General features: G+C 42.7%; 17 protein-coding genes. 6 read left to right on the top strand and 11 right to left on the bottom strand.

The genetic code is table 11. The features are described 5' to 3' along the window. Window positions 1-240: 240 nt before the first annotated feature. The 5 genes from pgsA to earP all read right to left on the bottom strand — a co-directional run bounded on the left by pgsA (window position 241) and on the right by earP (window position 6399). A complete protein-coding gene (gene pgsA / locus ADH67_RS04835) occupies window positions 241-837 on the bottom strand; it encodes a CDP-diacylglycerol--glycerol-3-phosphate 3-phosphatidyltransferase (protein ID WP_066591805.1) in 597 nt (198 codons plus the stop codon). Continuing rightward, window positions 830-2698 (bottom strand): excinuclease ABC subunit UvrC, encoded by a 1869-nt coding sequence (gene uvrC, locus ADH67_RS04830; RefSeq protein WP_066591804.1) that lies wholly within the window; start codon window positions 2696-2698, stop codon window positions 830-832. The genes pgsA and uvrC overlap by 8 nt, the downstream gene beginning before the upstream one ends. A 272-nt stretch (window positions 2699-2970) precedes the next feature. Next, a complete protein-coding gene (locus ADH67_RS04825; RefSeq protein WP_066591797.1) occupies window positions 2971-4554 on the bottom strand; it encodes a Na+/H+ antiporter NhaC family protein in 1584 nt (527 codons plus the stop codon). Between the two features lie 125 nt (window positions 4555-4679). Then, on the bottom strand, window positions 4680-5237 hold the full coding sequence (gene efp / locus ADH67_RS04820; protein ID WP_066591789.1) for an elongation factor P: 558 nt from the start codon (window positions 5235-5237) through the stop codon (window positions 4680-4682). 52 nt (window positions 5238-5289) lie between these two features. Continuing rightward, on the bottom strand, window positions 5290-6399 hold the full coding sequence (gene earP, locus ADH67_RS04815; RefSeq protein WP_066591779.1) for an elongation factor P maturation arginine rhamnosyltransferase EarP: 1110 nt from the start codon (window positions 6397-6399) through the stop codon (window positions 5290-5292). A gap of 131 nt (window positions 6400-6530) precedes the next feature. Here earP and ADH67_RS04810 point away from each other — a divergent pair, with 131 nt between their 5' ends. Further along, window positions 6531-6956 (top strand): hypothetical protein, encoded by a 426-nt coding sequence (locus ADH67_RS04810; protein WP_066591776.1) that lies wholly within the window; start codon window positions 6531-6533, stop codon window positions 6954-6956. A gap of 65 nt (window positions 6957-7021) precedes the next feature. Here the strand turns inward: ADH67_RS04810 and ADH67_RS04805 are convergent, their stop codons facing one another. The 4 genes from ADH67_RS04805 to ADH67_RS04795 all read right to left on the bottom strand — a co-directional run bounded on the left by ADH67_RS04805 (window position 7022) and on the right by ADH67_RS04795 (window position 10720). After that, window positions 7022-7630, bottom strand: coding sequence for a thermonuclease family protein (locus ADH67_RS04805; protein ID WP_084081444.1), 609 nt, complete (start codon window positions 7628-7630; stop codon window positions 7022-7024). Window positions 7631-7634: 4 nt separating this feature from the next. Then, entirely contained in the window at window positions 7635-8402 is a 768-nt protein-coding gene (locus tag ADH67_RS04800) for an anaerobic ribonucleoside-triphosphate reductase activating protein (RefSeq protein WP_066591773.1), read from the bottom strand. 79 nt (window positions 8403-8481) lie between these two features. Then, a complete protein-coding gene (gene nrdD / locus ADH67_RS13620; RefSeq protein ID WP_143597725.1) occupies window positions 8482-8655 on the bottom strand; it encodes an anaerobic ribonucleoside-triphosphate reductase in 174 nt (57 codons plus the stop codon). A 34-nt stretch (window positions 8656-8689) separates the two neighbouring features. Then, window positions 8690-10720 carry a ribonucleoside triphosphate reductase gene (locus ADH67_RS04795; RefSeq protein ID WP_066591770.1) on the bottom strand — a complete coding sequence of 677 codons (2031 nt, stop codon included), beginning with the start codon at window positions 10718-10720 and terminating at the stop codon, window positions 8690-8692. A gap of 1231 nt (window positions 10721-11951) precedes the next feature. Between ADH67_RS04795 and ADH67_RS04790 the strand changes: the two genes are divergently transcribed. From ADH67_RS04790 to ADH67_RS04780, 3 genes are all read left to right on the top strand, one after another. Continuing rightward, on the top strand, window positions 11952-12746 hold the full coding sequence (locus ADH67_RS04790) for a hypothetical protein (protein ID WP_143597722.1): 795 nt from the start codon (window positions 11952-11954) through the stop codon (window positions 12744-12746). Window positions 12747-12877: 131 nt separating this feature from the next. Continuing rightward, window positions 12878-14755 (top strand): AMP-dependent synthetase/ligase, encoded by a 1878-nt coding sequence (locus ADH67_RS04785; RefSeq protein ID WP_236578473.1) that lies wholly within the window; start codon window positions 12878-12880, stop codon window positions 14753-14755. A gap of 1 nt (window position 14756) precedes the next feature. Beyond that, window positions 14757-16592 (top strand): AMP-dependent synthetase/ligase, encoded by a 1836-nt coding sequence (locus tag ADH67_RS04780; protein WP_066591761.1) that lies wholly within the window; start codon window positions 14757-14759, stop codon window positions 16590-16592. A 55-nt stretch (window positions 16593-16647) separates the two neighbouring features. Here ADH67_RS04780 and cysE read toward each other — a convergent pair whose 3' ends face one another. Then, entirely contained in the window at window positions 16648-17358 is a 711-nt protein-coding gene (gene cysE / locus ADH67_RS04775; RefSeq protein ID WP_066591757.1) for a serine O-acetyltransferase, read from the bottom strand. 42 nt (window positions 17359-17400) lie between these two features. Next, on the bottom strand, window positions 17401-18180 hold the full coding sequence (locus ADH67_RS04770) for an RNA methyltransferase (protein WP_066591754.1): 780 nt from the start codon (window positions 18178-18180) through the stop codon (window positions 17401-17403). Window positions 18181-18271: 91 nt separating this feature from the next. Here ADH67_RS04770 and ADH67_RS04765 point away from each other — a divergent pair, with 91 nt between their 5' ends. Together ADH67_RS04765 and mutS are read left to right on the top strand one after the other, a co-directional pair. Beyond that, window positions 18272-19192: an inositol monophosphatase family protein gene (locus ADH67_RS04765; RefSeq protein ID WP_084081443.1), complete on the top strand. Its 921-nt coding sequence runs from the start codon at window positions 18272-18274 to the stop codon at window positions 19190-19192. A gap of 95 nt (window positions 19193-19287) precedes the next feature. Further along, window positions 19288-21927 carry a DNA mismatch repair protein MutS gene (gene mutS, locus ADH67_RS04760; RefSeq protein WP_066591749.1) on the top strand — a complete coding sequence of 880 codons (2640 nt, stop codon included), beginning with the start codon at window positions 19288-19290 and terminating at the stop codon, window positions 21925-21927. Window position 21928: the final 1 nt, after the last annotated feature.

Below are 21928 nucleotides of genomic sequence, written 5' to 3'. Positions count from 1 at the left end.
TTCGTCGATAAATTTTTAAAGAACTTGCGTCGCTGATTTCGTGTTCGTCATCAACAACGAGGTGCGAACTATAAATACCTTTTTTGAGCTTGTCAAACCTTTTGAGAGAAAAATTTAATAAAAAAGCACTAAAAACTAGTGCTTCTTATTTAATTTCAAATAGTTATATAAAATGTAAAAAAAATTTGTAATTTCACAACATTTTGGATTTTTGGGAATTTAATTAATTTCAAACGGATTTTATTTCCGGGGATTGCTATCAAAATATGGCGCCGCTGCTTTGAGGTATACAAACATGGAATAAAGCGTCAACAGTGCGGCGATATAGATAAGAATCGTACCTAACATTCTCATATCGATACCCCAGAGAGGTTCAAAATAGAGCAGCATCGGGATTGCAACCATTTGCGCAATTGCTTTAATTTTGCCGTACCAATTGACTTTAACCTTTCCGGACATACCGACTTGTGCCATCCACTCTCTTAATGCTGTAACGGTAATTTCTCTGCCGATAATAATTAAAGCAATAAGCATGTCGACTCTTCCAGCCGCTACCAAAACGATGAGAGCCGCGCTGACCATCAGCTTGTCGGCAACCGGATCTAAGAATGCTCCTAGCTTGGTCCCCATTCCAAACTTTCTAGCGAAGTAACCGTCTAGCGCATCTGTAATTGCTGCAATAATAAAAAGGGCGCAGCCGATAATGTTTTGCCACTCCATACTTACCCATGAAATTGGGAGCATAAACACCCCAACAATCAAGGGAATAAAAGCAATCCTTGCCCAAGTGAGCCACATAGGCAAGTTAAAAGATAATTTTTGTATTTGTTTAGCCATGTAATTGCGAATAAATTTGTTTTGCTATCGAATGAGAAATTCCCTCAACACTAGCAATATCCTCTTCTGAAGCATTGGAAAGAGCTTTCAAGCTCCCAAAATGCGCTAATAGTTTTTTTCTGCGCTTGGGACCCACTCCCTCTAAATCTTCAATTTTAGAATAATTTCTTGCTTTCGCACGCTTTGCTCTCATTCCCGTAATAGCAAATCTGTGTGCTTCATCTCGAATTTGCGCAATAAGCATCAAAGCTGCAGACTCTTTTCCCAATTTCAGAGGAAGTTTGTCCGGATCAGCAAAAATTAACTCTTCCAACCCAACTTTTCTTCCTTCACCTTTCGCCACGCCGACGATGGCATTTTTATCTAGTCCAAGTTCATCAAAGACTTCACAAGCCATAGAAACCTGCCCTCTTCCGCCGTCAACTAAAACGATGGTAGGAAGTTTTGCTTCACCACGGGCCACTCGAGAATATCTTCTCGTTAAAACTTGACGCATGGCTGCATAATCATCGCCCGGTGTTACATCGTGAATATTGAATCGGCGGTATTGGCTTGAATCCATTTTATTGTTTGCAAAAACAACGCAGGATGCTTGAGTAGCTTCACCCGAAGAATGACTGATGTCGAAACATTCCACTTTGAAGTTAGAATAATCTTCTCTGTCAAACTGCAGACCTAAAGCCTCTGTCAGAGCCTCTATTCTTCCTACCTGATGAGATTCTTCGCTAAGTTTTCTGCCCAAAGAAATCCTTGCATTCATCGTAGCTAAATCCAGCCACTTCTTTCGGATACCTTGAGGTTTTCTTGCGAAATAAACCGTTCTCGGAGAAAGTGCATTTAGCAGTTCTGAAATCGTATCGCCATTTTCTTCAACATTGGCTAAAACAACCGGCGGTACATCCATTTCTAAGTAATGCTGGGCTACGAAAGCTTCAATGACTTCATCCACAGACGGAAGCTCCGTGTCCTTAGAAAATTTAGGGAAAATAGAACGATCTCCTAAATGCTGACCGCCTCGAACCATTGCCAAATTAACGCAGATTTGACCTCCTTCAATTACGGCGGCAATGATATCGACGTTAAAGTCTGGAGTTGCAGTCATGGTCTGCATCTGGGTAACATTCGAAATGGCTGCCAATTGGTCACGAACTGCAGCCGCTTTTTCGAACTCTAACTTCTCAGCATACCTTTCCATCTTCTGTTGTAAAGTTTTTTGAATCTCCGCACTTTCTCCCCTTAAAAACTCTTTTGAGAGTCGAACTGACTCGGCATATTCTTCTTGACTAATGCAATTACAGCATGGTCCGCTACATCTGCTAATCTGGTGGAGAAGACAGGGTCGGGAACGATTATTAAAGACAGAATTCTCACAAACACGGATCTGGAATACCTTCTGCACCACATTTAGAGCTTCTTTCGCAGCCGTAGCATTCGGAAAAGGACCAAAAAAAGTTTGTTTTTTATCTAAGGCACCTCGGAAATAAGACAGACGAGGAAAATCTCCTGCACTGAATTTCAGGTACGGATAGGACTTATCGTCTCTGAAAAGAATATTGAATCTCGGAGATTGGGATTTAATTAGATTGGACTCAAGAATAAGAGCCTCAGCTTCACTATTAACAACAGTAATTTCGGCCCTGGCAATTAATCCCACCATCATCTCGGTGCGAGGAGCAAGCGTCTTTTGAAAATAACTTGACACTCTCCTTTTCAAATCTCTTGCTTTTCCTACATAGAGGAGATTGCCTTGCGCGTCAAAATATCTGTAAACGCCAGGAAGTCTTGGAAGGGTCTTTAAAAACTCGGAAGCGTCAAAAGGTCTTGCTTCCGCGTCTTTCTCATTCGTTGCATTGGTCGTCACAACTTATTGCCTGCTCAAAAAATATTCCGCAATTATGGAAGAGTTCTTTGACTCAAGTCAAAAAAAAAGGCACCAGGTATTTCGCACTGGTGCCCGACTAACGGTAAGCGGACTCTGATTGGGCGATTCGCCCAAGTCCTTGAAACTTACCAACCTCAATCCCAAGGAGAAGAGAGAATTAAATCTCTCAGGTGCTATATTAGCAAAAGCATTTAGGTATTTCTACTACCTTCGTAAATACCTAGCTCAATTTGAGTTGAGGTATATGTCCTTTATTTAGCTGCCGCCATCTTTTCCTCAACACTAAGCATGTTTTCAAATTTCTTAACGTCAAAGCTTCTGTTCCACATAACAGCCAAGAAACCTGCAAAAGCCACAAAAGTAGCACCGAAACTGATAATCCAGTTTCCATGACTTAAACCGGCGGCCAAGTATCCGACTACGCAGCAGCCTGCCACAAACCAGGCGTAAGGAAGCTGAGTCGTTACGTGAGACATATGCGAACATCCGCTGCCCGCACTTGACAAAATAGTTGTATCGGAAATCGGTGAGCAGTGGTCGCCGAAAACAGAACCGGCTAAAGTAGCGGACAAACACACCACAGTCAAGCTAGGATCGACTGAGATAGCAACTGGGACTGCAATAGGAATCAAAATACCAAATGTACCCCATGCTGTTCCTGTCGAGAAGGACAACAATCCTGCAATAATGAAAATAACTACGGGAAGGAAGTAATCGAGACCTGTACCTCCAGCGACAAAACCTTGAACAAAGGTCTGAGTCAAAAGAAGGTCGCGGCAAACACCCGAAAGAGTCCAAGCTAACACCAAAATAATGTTGGCCGGAAGCATGAGTTTCATGCCTTCAATGCAGCCTTCCATAAAGGAACCAAACTTCACGATGCCGCGCGGAATATACATTGCCATCGCAACGACAATCGCTCCAAAAGATGCCCAAACAAGAGCCTTAGAGGCTGAACAGTTGCCCAGAGATGCGGCAAAAGTATGATAAGCAGGATCGTCTCCCCAATAGCCGCCGTCATACATGAAGGCTAAAACGGCGAATACGATTAGGGCAATTAATGGGACCAACATATCCCAGATAGTCCCGCGAGTGCTCGGAAGGTGCTTAGGTTTATCGGTAATTTCGTTCTCTACTTCCTTCAATGCCTTAGAAAGAGCTCTTTCTTCAGCAAGTCTCATCGGACCGAAATCTCTGTTGGTAAGACTTAAATAGAAAACCAATAAAAGACAGAAAATGGCATAGAAATTGAATGGAATGGAAGAAACGAAAGCTTGAAAATCGCTTTCAAACTGCCCGGTGGATTTCAAACTGCTTCCGACAGCAGCTGCCCAGGAAGAGATCGGTGCGATGATGCACATCGGAGCGGCGGTTGAGTCAATGATATAAGCCAGTTTTTCTCTGGAGACACGATAAGAGTCAGTCAAAGGTCTCATGACGGTACCGACTGTTAAACAGTTAAAGTAATCGTCAATAAAGATAAGAAAGCTCAGACCAAATGTAGCTAAGATAGAAGACCTTCTGCTTTTGATTTTTTCTCTTGCGATTTCACCGTATTTGCGAGTGCCTCCGGACATTCCCAAGACGTACACCAATGCCCCTAATAAAGTACAGAATAAGAGAATTTGAAAGTCAACCTTATCTCCCATTAATTTAAAGGTAACTTCCAGGCCTTTGACCATTGGATCGGCAGCTCCGCTTCCGAAGGAATAAATATAAGCTCCGGAAAGAATACCGATCATTAGGGAAGAAAAAACTTCTTTTGTTATAAGGGCCAATACGATTGCGACTACGGGAGGAATAATCGACAACCAACCTGCTGCGTATGGATCCATTCTTATGCTTCCAAGTTAGAAAAATAAAATAAATTCTAACAACGCAAAGTTTGCTTATCCCCGCCCGGCTCTTAAAAGATACGAAAAAAGCGGCCTAAGCCGCCTTTTTCAAGAGTAATCCCTAATTACATTACTCTGCTGCGATACTCATCAGTTCTTGTATCGATTTCAATCTTGTCGCCTGTGTTGACGAAAGCTGGAACTTGAACGATGTGACCTGTAGAGAGTTTGGCTGGTTTCATAACCTTACCGGATGTGTCGCCCTTAACTGCAGGTTCTGTGTAAACAACTTCGCGAACCAAAATTGTAGGAAGTTCGATAGAAATAGCACGGCCATTGTAGAAAACGGCTTCAGCTTGCATGCCGTCTTCCAAATATTTAAGGCAGTCTTCCATCACTTCAGCTTCAACTTCAATCTGGTTGTATTCGTCGTCCATCCAAACATAGTGAGGATCACCGTAGTAGGAATATGTAACTTCCTTCTTGTCGAGAATGATGTCATCGAAACGATCGTCAGCTCTGTAAACAGTTTCAGTTCCGGCGTTGCTCAGAAGGTTCTTCATTTTGAGCTTAACTGTGGAAGCGCCGCGTCCGCCTTTGCTGTATTCGCTTTTAAGGACAACCATAGGATTGTTGTCAACCATGACAACATTACCAACTCTAAGTTCTTGTGCTGTTTTCATAATAAAAAATTACCTGATGTTTTCTAACTGCCAATCGCAGATATAAGAGATCTTATGATTTTAACTTGCTTTCTATGAATTTGCACAAATTCTCTGTAAGTGAACCTACCGAATGTAAATTTTCTTCCCAAGCTGCGGCACTCTCTGTTAATTCAGAAGTCGCGTCGCGCCATTGACGCCATAACTCTATAAAGGAAGAGTCTCCCTTATTAAAAGCAAGATTAATTTCTTTCAAAAGCTCGAAATTCTTTTGAGAATAAAAAGGTTTTAAACGATCTTCAAAAGCTGTCAGTTTGTGAATGTGCGTATCCTCTGTCTGAGGATAAATATTCCAAATAAAAGGTTTACCAGCTAACTGAGCACGAGCAAAAGAATCTTCTCCTCGAATAATCAAAGAATCAGCAACCCAGAGCAACTTATCAAAATCAGTCTGAGGAAGCATAGGAAGAGGAACACACAAAATGTGAGGATATAGCTTTGCCAGTTCTTGTATCTCTTTTCCGGCACCACCGGCCGCCAACAAAAGCTGAATAGGTCTCCGATCAGAAGCCAAGGCTTCAACCAAAATTTTAAGGGGCGCTGACGGATAACAAAACACGAAAGTATTAAAGGGACTCTCCGGATTTGCTCCTATAGTTTTTAGAAAGACTTCTTTTTTACTCTTAAACAACTGACGGTGTTCGTTGAGTCCTGTCTCGCAAATAATTCCCCCTGTTTTATTGGTAACTCCCGGGAAAAAAAAGTATTTTTTCGTGCCATACCGCGGATGAGGCGAAGGGAGAGTGTGACAGCCCTCAACCCAGTCTTCCGCTGACAAATATTCCAAATTGATCCAGATTGGAGAAGGATTTCTTTCGGCAATTCTTTTTTCAAAAGGGTCAGGAATTCTGCACCCGAATGTCTCTATAACAATATCAGAAGGACTTTCTCGCTCCGCGTATTCCCATTTAAGGAGCTCAATTCCTGCAGCATGCTGTCTTACTTTTTCACTGTCGACTCTTGGTTCAATCGCCGATAAGGTTTCAAGATTATTTATATAGAAGCGTACATTCCAGCCCTTCTCTTTCCTGATATCTCGCGCCAATCTCCAGCACACCCCTGCGTCTCCGAAATTGTCAATAACATCGCAGAAAATATCGCAACCTATAGTATTTTTTTGCATGCCTATTCCATTCAATTAAGCTCGAAATATAGTACTCAAGTTGACTCAAGCCTTTTGAATTCTTAACTACAATAAAAATAGAGAGAGATTCTGCAGTTCTAAAATTCTCTCCCGTCCTAATTTGAAGAAGTATGAAGAAGTTCAGTAAAAAGATTAATTACGATGTCACTCAGTTTGATAATTCGTTTTTTGTACCTTACAAACTTAAAGCCGATGTAAGAACCATGATTGAAGAAAAGGTCCGACCCGATAAGGTTGAGCCTCTTATTGCAACATTGGAATATATCAGCAGCCGAGTTATGGATTCTTTGGAGGACGACGACCGAGAGCCCAATAAGTTCCCTTTTTTTGATAACGAATTCGACAAAGACTGGCTTCTGGAAGGATTTGAACATGAGTCCATCGACCATATAGCCGAAAACAGCCCCAACAGGCTGTTTTCTGAACCGGTTTTCACCCCTGCTATCAGCGGTAATCCATCAAAGGTCTCCTTAATCATTTCTCCGACCTGCTTCGAGCAAGATGAAAATTTCGGAGACTTCATCAGACCACAGTAGTCAACCAGCCCGGGCTAAAACCCGAGGCTTGCAAAAGCCTGGTTGACTGGCTTCAATAAACCTGATTAATCTTTACGACGGTGAGTTTTCCTCCACTCCCAAGGTTCTAGAGGATTTGGCTGAGCCCATAATCCGCGTTTAGTCCTCTGTGCCTCATACATTGCTTCCTGGTAAAGGACACGATCTTTCGGCATTACGTCTTTCTGATAGTTTCTGTAAAACCAAGCGTGGCCGTCGAGCACCATTTGTCTATTGACATCAATATTGTTTGTAACGACCTTGCCTATTATTCTTCCGTATCGATCAAACTTCTTTTTGGAAAGGTAGTAGATTCTCACCTGGTTGTTGCCGCTGCGGATAAGGTTTTCCAGATGACGTCGACTCGCGTTTCCTCCTTCCATTTTTAGTTCCGGAGCATCAATTCCGAGAAGCCTGATTTTGATTTTATTGTTAGAACCCTTCTCGCGGACAGTTAAAGTATCTCCGTCAGCAACGCGAGTGACTCTGGCTTCGATGTACTCGTATCCGGGATGGCCGAAATCTTTTTGATCGGCAGCAGTGGCAGTCTCAGATTTTTGAAAAAGATTTCCGATTTCGCCAAAAGAAAGTGCATGAGCAGCCGATGCTAAAAGGGCAGAAACTGCAAAAGCAGATAATATTTTTATTAATGACATATAGTTATGGTCTTCTCAGAGTAAATTTATCGAACGAGGATTCTAATTGCTTCAATACTTCGTTAGAAGGATAGTCACTTCCCACTCTTGGTAAAGGATGCTCTTGAGTATGCATAGGAGGTTCCCGGTAAATTTGCAGAGCATACTCCCGCACTCCTCTCTCCTTAAGTTGCATTGCCAGGGCTAACAGCTGCTCTTCTGAAAGATAATCAGGATGGGCTGTCGTTCGGACTTCGAACGGGATTCCACTCTCGAGAAGATCATCCAAGCTCTCCTCCACTTTTTCGATATGCACTCTCTTGCCGACAACTTTTTCGTACAAGTCACGTTCTAATAAAGGGGCTTTAATGTCCAGACCTACCCAATCAAGGAAAGGGAGAATTTCTCTTAATTGGTGCGGATACATTCCTGCCGTATGAAGGCCGATTTTGTAGCCGAGCTTCTTGGCTGTTTGAACCGCTTCGTAAAGTGCAGGATCGGTCAGTGGCTCTCCCCCGCTGAAAACGACTCCATCAATCAGGCCTATTCTTTTCTTCAAAAAATTTTCTAGGTAATCCCAAGAAACAGCCTCTTCATTCTCAGAGAATTCTTTTAACTGAAGTTCTGGATTTTGGCAATAAAGACATTTCCAAGGGCAACCTTTAAGAAATACGACTGCCGACAAAAATCCGGGAAAATCAATTGTTGTAAACCTCGTCACTCCGGCAATTCTTAGTTGATTTGCAGGACGATGTTCCACTGCCGGAGGAACTTGTATTGAAATCACCTTCATGAAGTTTCCTACTCGTTGAATTGTGTAAACGCAAAAAACTCCGCAGAGTTAGTGCGGAGCTATGCAAAATAAAATGGACTTACTTAGAGCAGCCGCATTTCTCTTCGGTGAAGTACTTTCTTTCGGCGAATTCACCTTGTTTTCCGATGTTGAACGAAGAAGTAGGACGGTGATAACCCATAACGCGTGTCCAAACTTCGCATTTTGTTCTTTCTTCGTCTTTCAAAACGATGTCTTTATCTGTGGTATTCATAGCAACTCTTCCTTATGAAATTAAAAAACAAATGTTAAAAATTATCTGTTACTGAAGACTGTTCCAATCTCTTCTTAGCAATCAATTCAGCATCGCACTTAGGACAGAACTCGTGGTTGCCCGGGATATAACCGTGTTTCGGACAGACGGAGAATGTCGGTGTAATGGTGATGTAGGGCAAGCGGAATTTCGTCAACGCTCTTCTAACGATATCGCTGCATCTTTCCGAGCTGGAAATAGCTTCGTTCATATACAAGTGCAGAACTGTACCGCCGGTGTACTTCTTCTGAAGATCTTCTTGCATTTCAAGGGCTTCGAAAGGATCATCCGTAAAGTTAACCGGGAGCTGAGAGCTGTTGGTGTAATAAGGATGGTCCGGTGTACCGGCTTGAAGAATCTTCGGAAAGCGCTTCTTATCTTCTTTAGCGAATCTGTATGTGGTTCCTTCGGCCGGCGTAGCTTCCAAGTTGTACATATGACCGGTTTCTTCTTGGAAAATAACAAGTTTTTCACGGATGAAGTCGAGAACTTTCGCAGCGAAGGCGTGCCCTTCAGGAGTTGTAATGTTATGTTCGTCCTGTGTAAAGTTTCTGATCATTTCGTTCAAACCGTTAACACCGACTGTGGAGAAATGGTTTCTCAAAGTACCGAGATAACGTTTGGTGTATGGGAACAAACCTTGATCCATATGACGCTGGATAACCTTACGTTTTAATTCTAAGCTGGTTCTAGCGATTTCAAGAAGCTCCTCAATTCTCTTGAATAGACCTTCCTCATCCTGCGCAAAAACATAGCCGAGACGTGCACAGTTTAAGGTGACAACGCCTAAAGAGCCGGTTTGCTCAGCAGAGCCGAAAAGGCCGTTGCCGCGCTTCAAGAGTTCTCTCAAGTCCAACTGGAGGCGACAGCACATGGAGCGAATCATGTTCGGTTTCAATTCCGAATTAATGAAATTTTGGAAATACGGCAGCCCGTACCGTGCAGTCATGCTGAACAAGAGCTTAGAGTTTTCGCTCGTCCAATCGAAATCCGGAGTAACGTTGTAAGTCGGAATCGGGAAAGTAAAGACTCGGCCTTTAGCATCGCCTTCAAGCATGACTTCGATATAGGCACGGTTGATCATTGCCATTTCTTCTTGGAGATCGCCGTAGGTGAAGTCCATTTCCTTTCCGTCGATGACAGGCACCTGCTGCTTCAAATCTTCCGGACATGTCCAGTCGAATGTAAGATTTGTAAAAGGTGTCTGAGTACCCCATCTGCTAGGAACGTTCAGGTTATAAATAAGTTCCTGGATGCACTGTCTGACTTCTTTATAAGAGAGTTTGTCAACACGGATGTAAGGTGCGAGATATGTATCAAAAGAACTGAATGCCTGAGCACCGGCCCATTCGTTCTGCATCGTGCCTAAAAAGTTAACGATTTGACCGATAGCACTGCTTAAGTGCTTCGGTGCACCCGCCTCTACTTTACCCGGAACACCGTTAAGGCCTTCATTGAGGAGTCTTCTTAAAGACCACCCGGCGCAGTAGCCTGAGAGCATATCCAAGTCATGAATGTGAATATCTGCTTCTCTGTGTGCACGGCCTACTTCCGGAGGATAAACAAAGTTAAGCCAGTAGTTGGCAACAACTTTTCCTGAGACGTTCAGAATCAAACCGCCTAAAGAATATCCTTGGTTAGCATTAGCATTGACGCGCCAATCCTGCTGAAGCAAATATTCATTCATTGAGCTTTCTACGTCCACAAGGCTCTTGCGGGCATCTCTCATTTTTGCTCTTTGTTCACGGTAAACAATATAGGCTCTGAGAGTTTTCCTATAGCCGGTATCGAAAAGAGCGTTTTCTACGGCATCCTGAATTTGCTCGATGGTCGGGGTTGTTAGATCGTTCTTCTGGAGGTGACGAACAACTTCAATATGAGTGATTCGATTAGCAGTGGCATCATCGAACTCACCGGTCGCTTTACCTGCCTTAGCAAGAGCGTTGGCGATTTTTGTTATATCAAAATCTTTAACACTGCCGTCACGTTTGATGACGAACTTAGGCAAAGCCTCTGTAGAGTTCATGAAACACACCTCCAAAAAACAAGTAATTAGTATTGACGCAAACCTCATTTTCGAATTTGCGAGCTACAGATCTTATCTCTTTTTTGTTCTTTTGAGGAGGCTTTTAACACAACAGTTAGATACCCCCTATCTAAGCTACTACTATATATAGTAGTTTAAAAATTTTTCAAGAATATCAAAACAGAACCAATCTTCAATCATTTAGCTCTCGTTTAGAGAGACTAACTTATTATTCTTCCAGGTATTTTATCTTTTTTAACTCCGACAAAATTACCCCACACAAGATATTGAAAAAAATTTGTTTTTGAATTGAATGGAACAAACCCTAAATAGGTACATCTTTTTTCAATTTCGAGCCGGTGAATTTTCGGGTTGTATTTTGATCAAAAAATCTTTACCGAAACACAATTTCCATCACATCAGCAGGGGAGGAATAGATAAAGTTATTTTTATGTTAAATAAGTTTAATCCTTAATTTATATCTATTTAATATACTTTAAAGAAATATTTAATTTATTTTAAGTTTTTAGTTTTAAAAATTAGGGACGAATTAAATTGAATCTATTTTTTACTTCTGCTGATTTTAAACATTAGCTACTTAACTTCCAATCTGAAAAATTATTTTTAAAACATGGAAAGAAATTACGATAAAAAAAAGGAAAGATAAAATATTTTTTTATTAAGGAGAAAGCCTGTCAGATCTAGATTAACAGGAGAAGAACATAATAAGTTAGAAAAAAGGCTGTCGAACTACTCGACAGCCTTTTTAATTTACTGTGGATTTTTTCCGGGACCAACCAGAAAGAACCCGATGCGTTTTGTTTGAGGAGCGACGCAACAATTTCAGTACGTACAGAATACACTAATTTTTATAATTTTTACATCTTCGAGATTACTAATTTATCCTTAAAAAATAAGTAGTTACTCGTATTTATTGCTTCATAAAAATAACCATTAGTTATTTTTTATAGTTATTCCTCGATAACTACTTTTTTTATTTTAAATGTTTTGTATTAATCTGTCCCTTAATTACTACTTCATAGGTATCTGCCCTCTATTTAAATTCTCTCTCTTGGGTCTATTCTCGCTTTGTCGGCAAAACATCTCTGAACTCTGTAAAATTGTCATCCCTTAAACGAACAATATTTATTCTGAAATGCGTTTGACCAGTCACACAAAAACAAATATTCCTATTTGCCTAGCGATATATGGCAAAGAGTCTTTGGAATTTGTGACTGAATTCATCAACCAGCACCGCGGTTTCGAAGATAGTGCGGGCAACAAATTCTCTGTGAGCCAGTTGGCCGGCCAGTATGCTTTTGAACAAGTAAAACTGGATAGAAAAGGATATGACAGTAGAAGATTAGAAAAATATCTTTCTTACTTGTCTGATGCCGGTGCAGTTTTTTCTTTTAATGAAGCTCTCTCTCATGCCGATGATTTGATCAACTGTTTTACCGCTGATTTTGGACATGATGAAGACGGTGAGGCTACTTTCAGAATTAAAGCTCAGTCTTATCGTTTAAAGAAATATGATTGTCAGGCTTTGTGGGAGAGAGTCAAGCAATCAGAGCTGACTGTCTCTTCAGTGAAAACCGGAAGCCTAAGTTTTGATGATCTTTCTGACGAAGACTCCTCTTCTGAAGGGCTCTCAGATGATATTCTTGACTTTACCGTCAAGTTTGAACTGAAAGACTGCTCAGACGAAGTCTTTGCCTATTTATTCCGTTATGTAACGGCGGACAGCGGTCAATTATCTGTTGAGGATCTGGTTGATTTTCAATTTGTAGATTACCCCAACTTTCACGACGAAAGCATGACTATGCTTAACATGATGGAAGTCAAAGCAAAAGAAAAAGATGTGGAATGCCTGACTTCTGTCTTGAAATTCGTGGAAAATCAAAATATGCAGTTAGGTTCGGCATTGCCTGAGCCGGTCGGCAAAACCGTCAAAACTGAACCAAAATCTATTGATATTCCTGCCTCGGTTGTTGCAACACTTTTAGTTCGCAAGAATTTAGTGTAGTTTTTTTTCAAATTTAAGACCGGCATCCTAACTTTGTCTACACAATTAATCTGAGCCTTTACATTGAATTAGGCTAAACTTGCAAAGTTGAATTAGTAAGAGTTTGCAAAGAAGGGGTTTTCTCTTCTTTGTTGTCTATTTTTGTAAGAATTCTGCTTTATATGATTGAAAACGGTAAAACAAGAGCAAATGAAATACGCTCACTTTTTGTCCTTCCGGAATTAGTAAGCCATCATTTGGATAAAAGACCCAATATTCCTGCGGTCACCGAATATGATGCCGCTCAACAGCGTTGGGTTACTCTTACCTTTAAAGAACTCTACGATCGTTCCGTTATGTGGGCTAAAGCTTTCACTGCAGCCAACTTAAAAAAGGGAGATCGAGTTGCAATGCTTCTGCCCAATTCAATCGAAGCAGTTTGCTTTGATCAAGGGGCCCTTTTGATCGGCCTCGTCCCAGTTCCTCTCCATATTATTGATACACCTGACAACTGCGCCTACATCCTCCAGGATTCCGGTACAAAAGTGCTGGTTACTTTAAACCACGCACGATGGCATGCTATTGAGAAAGCTGCGGGGCCCAACGGTCTTCCTGATTTGCAAACGGTGGTTTTTATCAACGATGAAGACGAAGATAACGGCAAAGTTAAAGGCATAAGTCTGCAAAACTGGTTGTCTAGCGGAAAGGAAATCTCAGAACTCCCTCCTCTGCCTAAACAAGAAGATCTTGCATGCCTCGTCTATACCTCTGGTACAACAGGAAAACCAAAAGGCGTCATGCTGACTCATGAAAACATTATGAGCGACATCTCCAGTCTGCTTTACAACATCGCTCCTGAACCCACAGACAGCTGGCTGTCTTTTCTACCTCTGAGTCACACGTTTGAAAGAACTACGACTTACTACATTGGTTTAGGAATGGGCAACCAAGTCACATTCAGCCGCGGTATCACACGTCTTGTTGATGATTTGAAGACTGTCAAACCTTCAATTCTGATGTCCGTTCCTAGGATATATGAAAAAGTAAATGCAAAGATTCAGGAACGTTTAAAGACCAAATCTCTATTAGCCAGGAAATTCTTTACAGGAGCCATTGAATCTGGTTGGAGAAAATTCTGCAAAGAAAATGGTCTTGAGGGCGAAGAACCTAGATTCACGGATAAGATTCTGGAACCTCTTTACGAGAGGTTTGTCCGACAGAACATAAAGAACCAATTCGGAGGCAGAGTCCGAGTTGCCGTTTCAGGAGGAGCCGCAATCAGCCCTGAAGTAATCAAAACCTTTATTGGCCTTGGAGTACCCATTTACCAAGGTTACGGCATGACTGAAACCTCCCCGATTATTTCGGTTAATAAAATTGGTAATAACGATCCTTTGACCGTCGGGCAAATCCTTCCCGGAATTCAAGCCAAACTCGGGGACAAAGATGAGCTTCTAGTGAGGGGGCCGCAGATTATGCGAGGCTATTGGAATCGTAAAGAGGACACCGCTAAAGCAATTACTGAAGACGGCTGGTTTTCTACCGGAGACCAGGCTGACATCCTTCCGAACCGTTATTTAAGAATCAAAGGACGAATAAAGGAAATTATCGTCACATCCAACGGTGAAAAAGTACCGCCGGTCGATATTGAACAGTTGATTGAAACCGATCCGCTGTTTGCACAGGTTATGCTCATCGGAGACAATCGTCCCTTTATTTCCGCTCTTGTTGTTCTTAATAAAGACGAGTGGAAGCGTTTGGCAGTTACTTTAGAGCTAGATCCTAATTCTCCGGACTCTTTAAGTAAAAAAGCCGTACAGCAAGCATTGCTTAGAAGAATGAAGGCAGCAGCTAAGGGTGCTCCGCAATATGGAATACCTCGAGCCGTCACAGTCACACTGGATCCTTGGACTATCGAGAATGGTGCCTTAACTCCGACTTTAAAAATTAAACGTAGAATTCTGAACCAAAAATTTGAAAAAGAAATTGAATCTATGTACACCGATTTTGGAAAAAATAAGGACAACTAACATGACTTCCTCACCCCAAGAAGAACCGATCACGATAGTTCCGGATTTTCTGAAAGAAACACTAAAAAAATTTCCCACGCGTGAAGCTTATGGAGAATGGGATCAGCAGACTAATTCATGGCGATCGGTCACTTGGTCGGAATTTGCCGAAGAACTTCTGAAATGGAGAAAAGCCCTCCAAGCTTCCAATATTAAACCCGGAGACAGAGCCGCCGTCCTTCTTCCTAACTCGATTGACTCGGCCCTTGCAGATCAGGCTATCTTGGGAAACGGATGCGTTCCAGTTCCTCTTCATGCCGTCGATACGCCGGCAAGCAGCGCTTATATCATTAACAATTCCGAAGCCTCCATTCTTTTTGTTCCTAAAACATTACGATGGAACGCTATGGTCAGCGCTTGTGACAGTTTTCCGAACTTAAAGCTGGTTGTAGTGGTTAAAGAAGACACTTTAGAACATGCTGAGAACTCTCCTGTTCCAATCGTGACATTGAAAGATTGGCTGAAAGCCGGTGAAAAGGAGACTTTGACAAAGCCGAAGATTTCTCCGGGGGATTTAGCTTGCGTGGTATACACTTCCGGCACCACCGGTAACCCGAAAGGTGTCATGCTAACCCACCGCAATATCGTTTCTAACGTTCAAGGCTGCGGTCAAGTAATCGACATCAATCACAATGACGTCTATTTGTCTTTCCTCCCCTTCTCCCATACTTTTGAACGAACCGTTACTTATTACCTGGCTATTTGTACCGGCGCTAAAGTAACTTTTTCTCGAGGCGTACTTAAGCTAGCTGAAGATTTACAGCAGGTTAAACCGACAATTTTTATTTCTGTTCCTCGTGTATACGAGCAATTTCACTCGAAGTTCTTGGCTAAAATAGCTGAACAAGGCTCAATGAAGAAAGCTTTAGCAGAGCACGCTATTGACGTCGGCTGGAGAAGATTCTGTCGTGAAAACAACTTGGCAGTACCCTCCTCTTCCATGAGTTGGTTGGACAATGTCTTCTGGCCTGCAGTCGGTAAGAAATTCGTTGCCGCGCTCAAACAGGTTTTCGGAGGAAGAGTTCGTTTAGCCATTGCAGGAGGAGCTGCTTTAAACAACTCTTTAGGAAGATTTTTCTGTGCTTTAGAGCTTCCCTTAAGACAAGGATACGGTTTAACTGAGACTTCACCGGTTGTGAGCGTTGCTGTCGTTGGAAATAATAATCCCGTCACTGTCGGAAATCCGCTTCCTAACGTCCAAGTCCGAATTGACGATGCGGGAGAGCTCCAAATTAAAGCTCCTTCCGTTATGAAGGGTTATTGGAAGCTTCCCGAAGCTACTAAAGAAGTCTTTACTGAAGATGGATGGTTTAAAACCGGAGACTTAGCGAGCATTTCTGAAACTCACGGAAGAATCCGTATCAACGGCAGATTGAAAGAAATTATTGTGACATCTACCGGTGAAAAGATTCCTCCTACAGATTTGGAGCTTGCAATCCAATCTGATCCTTTATTTGAACAAGTTCTCTGTGTCGGTGAAGGACGCCCGTTCATTACAGCTCTTGCTGTAGTCAATGAGAATGAATGGGTTAAATTTGCCGCCTCTTTGAATGTGGATCCGGAAGATCCGAACTCTTTAACAAGAAGGGACGTGCGCCTGACCGCAATCCGCAGATTAAAGAAGTCAGCCTCTAACTTCCCCCAGTACGGCGTACCTAGAAATGTTTCTCTGATGCGTGAGCATTGGACAATAGACAACGGACTTCTGACAGTCACGATGAAATTGCGTCGTAAGAAAATTTTGGAGCGTTTCCACGATAGAGTGGAAGAACTTTACCAAACACCGCAAAATAAATAGATGGGAAAAGGCTGCTCATCGGGGCAGCCTTATTAGTTGTATTGCAAGATTAATATTAATTTTTAACTTTTTCTTTTAATTCTTCAATCAATTTTTCTTGATTCTCTAATCTTTGCTCCATCGCTTTAAGTTTTTCTGCGTAAGGGTCTTCTTCGTTTGCCACAAAACCGTAAGCAGCCATGCGAACGTGGAGTTTAGGATCTTGAATAGCTTTTTCTTGTCTTTGCTCTTCCGCATCCACTTTCTTATCTTTCCTTTTGACGATTCGTGCCGGATTACCAACGGCAGTCGAATCAGGGGGAAGCGGCTTAATGACGACAGCATTACTGCCGATTCGGCAATTGTCACCCACGGTAAAAGCTCCCAATACTTTAGCGCCGGCTCCGATAATGCAGTTTCTGCCGATGGTCGGATGTCTTTTTGTTCCTTCGGAAAGGGAGGTTCCTCCAAGAGTAACGCCGTGATAAATCGTACAGTCATCACCGACTTCTGCGGTTTCTCCAATAACCACGCCCATACCGTGGTCTATCAAAACACGTTTTCCAATCTCAGCGGCCGGATGAATTTCAATTCCGGTTAAAAATCTGCCTACCTGAGAAAGCCATCTGGCCGTGACCTTCCAATCAGCTTTCCAAAGTTTATTTGCCAAGCGATGAATGATAACGGCGTGCAGACCGGAATAGCATAGGAGAACCTCCCAACGAGATCGAGCTGCAGGATCTCTTTCGTAGATACTGTTGATGTCTTCTTTAATACTCTTAATCATGAAGATCTTCCCGTTAAAACCTCCTTGATTCTAACTTCACATTTACAGTTTTTTACTGCCTTTTCGTTCATCTTTTGAACGAATGATGGAGGAGTAGACTCCGCGAAGCAAATCCACTTCCGTCTGGGTCAATCCTGCCCGGGAAAATAAATGTCTGAACCGTTCCATCATGAATTTAGGCTTTTGAGGATCTAAAGCCCCGCATGCCACCATTGCCTGCTGCAAATGTCCGAACATTTTCTCGGTAGAGTCAACGGACGCAAGTTCACCATAGCTGAAGCGACGGCTTTCTTTGCTCAATAACGGTCCGCGCAGATCGGTTTGAAGTTGATAAGCAGTAACTTGGACGGCTTGAGCAAGGTTCAAAGAGTCACACTGCGGATTAGCAGGAATTCCCACACATCTTTGACACTGATTTACTTGTTCATTGGTCAGTCCGCTTCTCTCGGTTCCAAAGACAAACGCGATTCGGATATTGGAATCCCCTAAAGCCTCCTTGGCCTCTAGGCAAGCCTCCGTCAGAGAGACAAAGGGAGGCCCGAATTCTCTGTCATAGCCCGAAAGAGCATAGGCAAGTTGAATATCCTGTAAAGCGCTCTGTAAATCCGGTACGCATATCGACGAAAAAAGCACGTCAGCTGAACGGGTACAAAATGACAAGGCCTCTGGATTTCGTTTGTAGTCCCGGTCTCTGGGATTAACCACATACAATTCCGTGAATCCCATGGTATTGATAGCTCTAGCCGCTGAGCCGATATTGCCTGCGTGACTAGGCTCAACCAACACAAACCTAACCCGCCCTCCTTGAGGCACAAAAGCCATATGCAACCTCCAATAGTTTAGAATCTGACAATATTAATTTATTTAGAGCTCTTTTGCGGAGCTCGGAAGATATTCAAAGGTTTATTCAAACATGGCAACTAAGTCTCCTGAACAGAGCAAAAAAACAACTGCTCCAAAAAGAACTTCCAAGAAAAGCTCTGCGGAACCGGCCCCGAAAAAAAATAAAACGCCGAGACCCTCTACTGTCTCCCATAGTTTTAATGACGGTATGCTCAATGTAGCCGTTAGAGCCGCAATCGAAGCAGGAAAGATTCAGGCGAGAGCTTTTGGCAACCGCAAGAATCTTTCTATTTCCGCCAAATCATCCGGCGACTTTGTAACAGAAGTGGACCAAGCCTGTGAACAGGTCATCATCGAAACTCTTTCTAAGGCCTATCCGAATCATCGTTTTCTGGGTGAAGAAAACGGCACTCAAGGCAACAAAGAAAGTGAATACGAATGGATTATTGATCCGTTGGACGGGACCACGAACTTCATTCACGGTATTGATCAATTTGCTGTGTCTATTGCTTGCAAAAAAGGTAAACATTTGCTACATGCCGTGGTCTACGATCCATGCAGAAATCAGTTATTTACAGCAACTAAAGGCAAAGGAGCTTTCCTTGACGGCGCCAGAATCCGTGCCTCTGCTGCCACAATCCTGAGAAACTCCTTGATTGGTACCGGTTTTCCCTTCAGAGAAGGTGATGACTATGAATCCTACATGAATATTCTCAAAGACATGATGGAATCCACATGCGGCCTGAGAAGACCTGGTTCTGCAGCCTTAGATTTGTGCTTTGTTGCATGTGGCCGTTATGACGGATTCTTTGAAAAAGGCATCAAACCTTGGGATATCGCAGCCGGTGCTTTGATCGCCAAAGAAGCAGGAGCTTTGGTAACTGACTTCTCAGGAGAAAGCGATTATCTCGATAAAAATGAAATCGTTGCAGCTGCTCCGGGAATCTTCCCGGCCCTTCTCAACGTCGTTGAAAGAAATTTGAAGAAGTAATTTTGTTTTGCTTCTAGTGCAAAAGCCGGTCTTCGGATCGGCCTTTCTTTTTTCCGTTAACATTGTTTCTATCCTTGTTTATCCGGTATTCATAAATGACCAGTGATTATTTAAATTTTGATGAGAACGATCCTGCTTTCAATGCAAAAACCACGCCTACGATGCGTCAGTTCCTCCTTATCAAAAGAGATAATCCTCACCTTCTGATTCTTTACAGAATCGGTGACTTTTATGAAACTTTTTACGATGATGCAGAACGAATCCATCGTCTTTTGGGTCTTACACTTACTTCCCGTTCCAACTCTCCATCCGGAGAACGCATTCCGATGGCCGGGGTACCCTTTGTCACTCTTGACCAGTACCTAGTCAGACTTGTCAACCAAGGCGTCAGCGTGGGCATTTGCGAGCAAATCGGGGATCCCAAAAAAGGACCTCTTAATAGAAAATTAACTCGTATCATTACGCCGGGAACGCTGACCGATGAAAACCTCCTGAAAGAAAGAAACGAAAGCATTTTGATGGCTTTGAATCCATCAAAAAAAGGCGATCGTGTAGCCTTGTCTTGGCTTATCCTTTCCTCGGGTGTTTTCAAAGTGATGGAAGTTAACGGCAATGAGCTAATAAATGAAATAGCGAGAATCGGTCCGTCCGAACTGTTAGTGCCGGAAAGATTTAGAGAAGAGACAAACCGGATAATTGCCAGCGGCAGTGTTAATTTTCTGCCGGATTGGAACTTTGACAAAATTCGTGCCGAAAAAACGCTTTTAAATCAGTTTAAAACTTCCACGCTTCTTCCTTTCGGACTTGAAGGTCAAGACCTTCAGATTACTGCTGCCGGGACAATCCTCGAGTACGCAGTACAAACACAAGGCACTGAGTTAAGTCATATTAATCACATCGTAATCGAAAAAAAAGAAGAAACCGTCGGCATTGACGCGGCCTCCAGAAAGAACTTGGAAATCTCTCAATCTCTTCGAGGAGATTCCAAAAATACTTTGTTCGGCGTACTAGATCATTGTAAGACACCGATGGGGAGCCGAAGACTTTCTTCATGGCTTAACTCTCCGTTAAGAGATCAAAAAGCCGCTCAGGAGAGGGCTGACACTATCGAAGCTCTTTTAGAAAAGACTTATCTTTTTGACGACTACCAAAATGTCTTAAAAATTATTCCGGACTTTGAAAGAATTGCCACTCGGATAGCTTTAGGAACCGTTCGGCCGAAAGACCTGGCTTCTCTAAGAGATGCCCTTCCCTCCTTAGAAAAACTTTCTGATATCGCGAAGGGAATCGATACGGCTTTATCTCGTACCCTTGGAGCAGACATGCCGCTAAATTCCGAACTACATGCTCTGCTTCAAAAAGCTATTGTGGAATATCCTCCGACCTTCTTAAGGGACGGAGATGTCATTGCCCACGGTTTTAATGCTGAATTGGATGAATACCGCGCCTTAAGAGACAACAGCGGCAGCTACATCATGGAATACGAAGCGGCAGAAAAAGTCCGGACGGATATCCCGAATTTAAGAATTGAATATAACGGCAAGCTCGGCTACTTTATCGAAGTAACCAAAGCTCAGCTTTCTAAAGTTCCTGAAGATTATCTGCGGGTACAGACACTAAAAGGAACCGAACGTTTCACCACCCAGGAATTGAGAGAATATCAGGAAAAGCATATTGTTGCCGACGAGAAAAGCAAATCTCTCCAACAGTCTCTTTATACCGAGCTGGTTGAATCCATCAAGCAATTTACCCAGTCTTTGCTTCTATCGGCGCAAGCCGTCAGTATTTTTGATGTTCTACTGTCTTTGGCCCTTCATGCCGATTTATGCCGTTGGGTCAAACCGTCCTTTACAAAATATCCGGAACTGAGCATAAAAGGCGGCCGTCACCCGGTTGTTGAGAACACTATCGACAATTATGTGCCGAACGACTGCTTTATGAATCCTCAACGCAAGCTAATGATAATTACCGGTCCGAACATGGGCGGTAAATCCACATATATGCGTTCCGTGGCATTAATTGCGTTGCTGGCCTATTGTGGCAGCTACGTCCCTGCCGAAGAAGCCGTACTCGGTCCTATAGACAAAATTCTGACCAGAATCGGTGCTTCCGATGACTTGGCCAAAGGCTTGTCAACTTTTATGGTAGAAATGACGGAAGCAGCAGCTATTCTTCGTCAAGCGACTTCAGAAAGTCTAGTTCTAATGGATGAAGTTGGAAGAGGCACCTCGACTTTTGACGGACTTTCTTTAGCTGGCGCTATTGCCGAAGATTTGGTCATTACCCGTCAAAGCATGACGCTTTTTGCCACGCATTACTTCGAACTAACTCAGTTGGAAAAGAATATTCCTGGTGTCGTTAATGTCCACGTATCAGCTGCTGACTCGTCTTCTAGATTAGTTTTCCTTCATGAGATTCTTGAAGGACCAGCAAGTAAAAGCTACGGCATTGCTGTGGCCAAGCTTGCAGGAATACCAAAATCCGTGATTAGGACTGCGCAGAAGCTTCAAAGAATGCTGGAAGAAAAAGCTGCTCAAACCGACGAACCTCAGCTCGATTTATTCTTTGACTCGGGCCGCGGAGGAAACACAGAGGAAAAAGCAGAGCCTCTCCCAGAAAAAGAAATCGGCGATGAATTAAGGAATTCTTTGCTTGCCCTTGATTTGGACGAACTCTCGCCTAAGCAGGCATGGGAAAAGCTCTACAAGCTGCAGCAACAGGCTAAAGAAGAATAGA

It is taken from the genome of Turicimonas muris, from assembly GCF_002221595.1.
Lineage (GTDB): Bacteria > Pseudomonadota > Gammaproteobacteria > Burkholderiales > Burkholderiaceae_F > Turicimonas > Turicimonas muris.
Note: the sequence above shows the minus strand (reverse complement) of the source record. Positions and strands in the feature narration are given on the sequence as shown.

What these genes read in the sequence shown, in the direction of transcription:
- mutS (WP_066591749.1), top strand. Translation starts at nt 19,288, where the DNA reads ATGACCAGTGATTATTTAAATTTTGATGAGAACGATCCTGCTTTCAAT.
- efp (WP_066591789.1), bottom strand. Translation starts at nt 5,237, where the DNA reads ATGAAAACAGCACAAGAACTTAGAGTTGGTAATGTTGTCATGGTTGAC.
- nrdD (WP_143597725.1), bottom strand. Translation starts at nt 8,655, where the DNA reads ATGAATACCACAGATAAAGACATCGTTTTGAAAGACGAAGAAAGAACA.
- ADH67_RS04805 (WP_084081444.1), bottom strand. Translation starts at nt 7,630, where the DNA reads ATGTCATTAATAAAAATATTATCTGCTTTTGCAGTTTCTGCCCTTTTA.
- ADH67_RS04800 (WP_066591773.1), bottom strand. Translation starts at nt 8,402, where the DNA reads ATGAAGGTGATTTCAATACAAGTTCCTCCGGCAGTGGAACATCGTCCT.
- earP (WP_066591779.1), bottom strand. Translation starts at nt 6,399, where the DNA reads ATGCAAAAAAATACTATAGGTTGCGATATTTTCTGCGATGTTATTGAC.
- ADH67_RS04810 (WP_066591776.1), top strand. Translation starts at nt 6,531, where the DNA reads ATGAAGAAGTTCAGTAAAAAGATTAATTACGATGTCACTCAGTTTGAT.
- ADH67_RS04780 (WP_066591761.1), top strand. Translation starts at nt 14,757, where the DNA reads ATGACTTCCTCACCCCAAGAAGAACCGATCACGATAGTTCCGGATTTT.
- ADH67_RS04770 (WP_066591754.1), bottom strand. Translation starts at nt 18,180, where the DNA reads ATGGCTTTTGTGCCTCAAGGAGGGCGGGTTAGGTTTGTGTTGGTTGAG.
- pgsA (WP_066591805.1), bottom strand. Translation starts at nt 837, where the DNA reads ATGGCTAAACAAATACAAAAATTATCTTTTAACTTGCCTATGTGGCTC.
- ADH67_RS04765 (WP_084081443.1), top strand. Translation starts at nt 18,272, where the DNA reads ATGGCAACTAAGTCTCCTGAACAGAGCAAAAAAACAACTGCTCCAAAA.
- cysE (WP_066591757.1), bottom strand. Translation starts at nt 17,358, where the DNA reads ATGATTAAGAGTATTAAAGAAGACATCAACAGTATCTACGAAAGAGAT.
- ADH67_RS04795 (WP_066591770.1), bottom strand. Translation starts at nt 10,720, where the DNA reads ATGAACTCTACAGAGGCTTTGCCTAAGTTCGTCATCAAACGTGACGGC.
- ADH67_RS04825 (WP_066591797.1), bottom strand. Translation starts at nt 4,554, where the DNA reads ATGGATCCATACGCAGCAGGTTGGTTGTCGATTATTCCTCCCGTAGTC.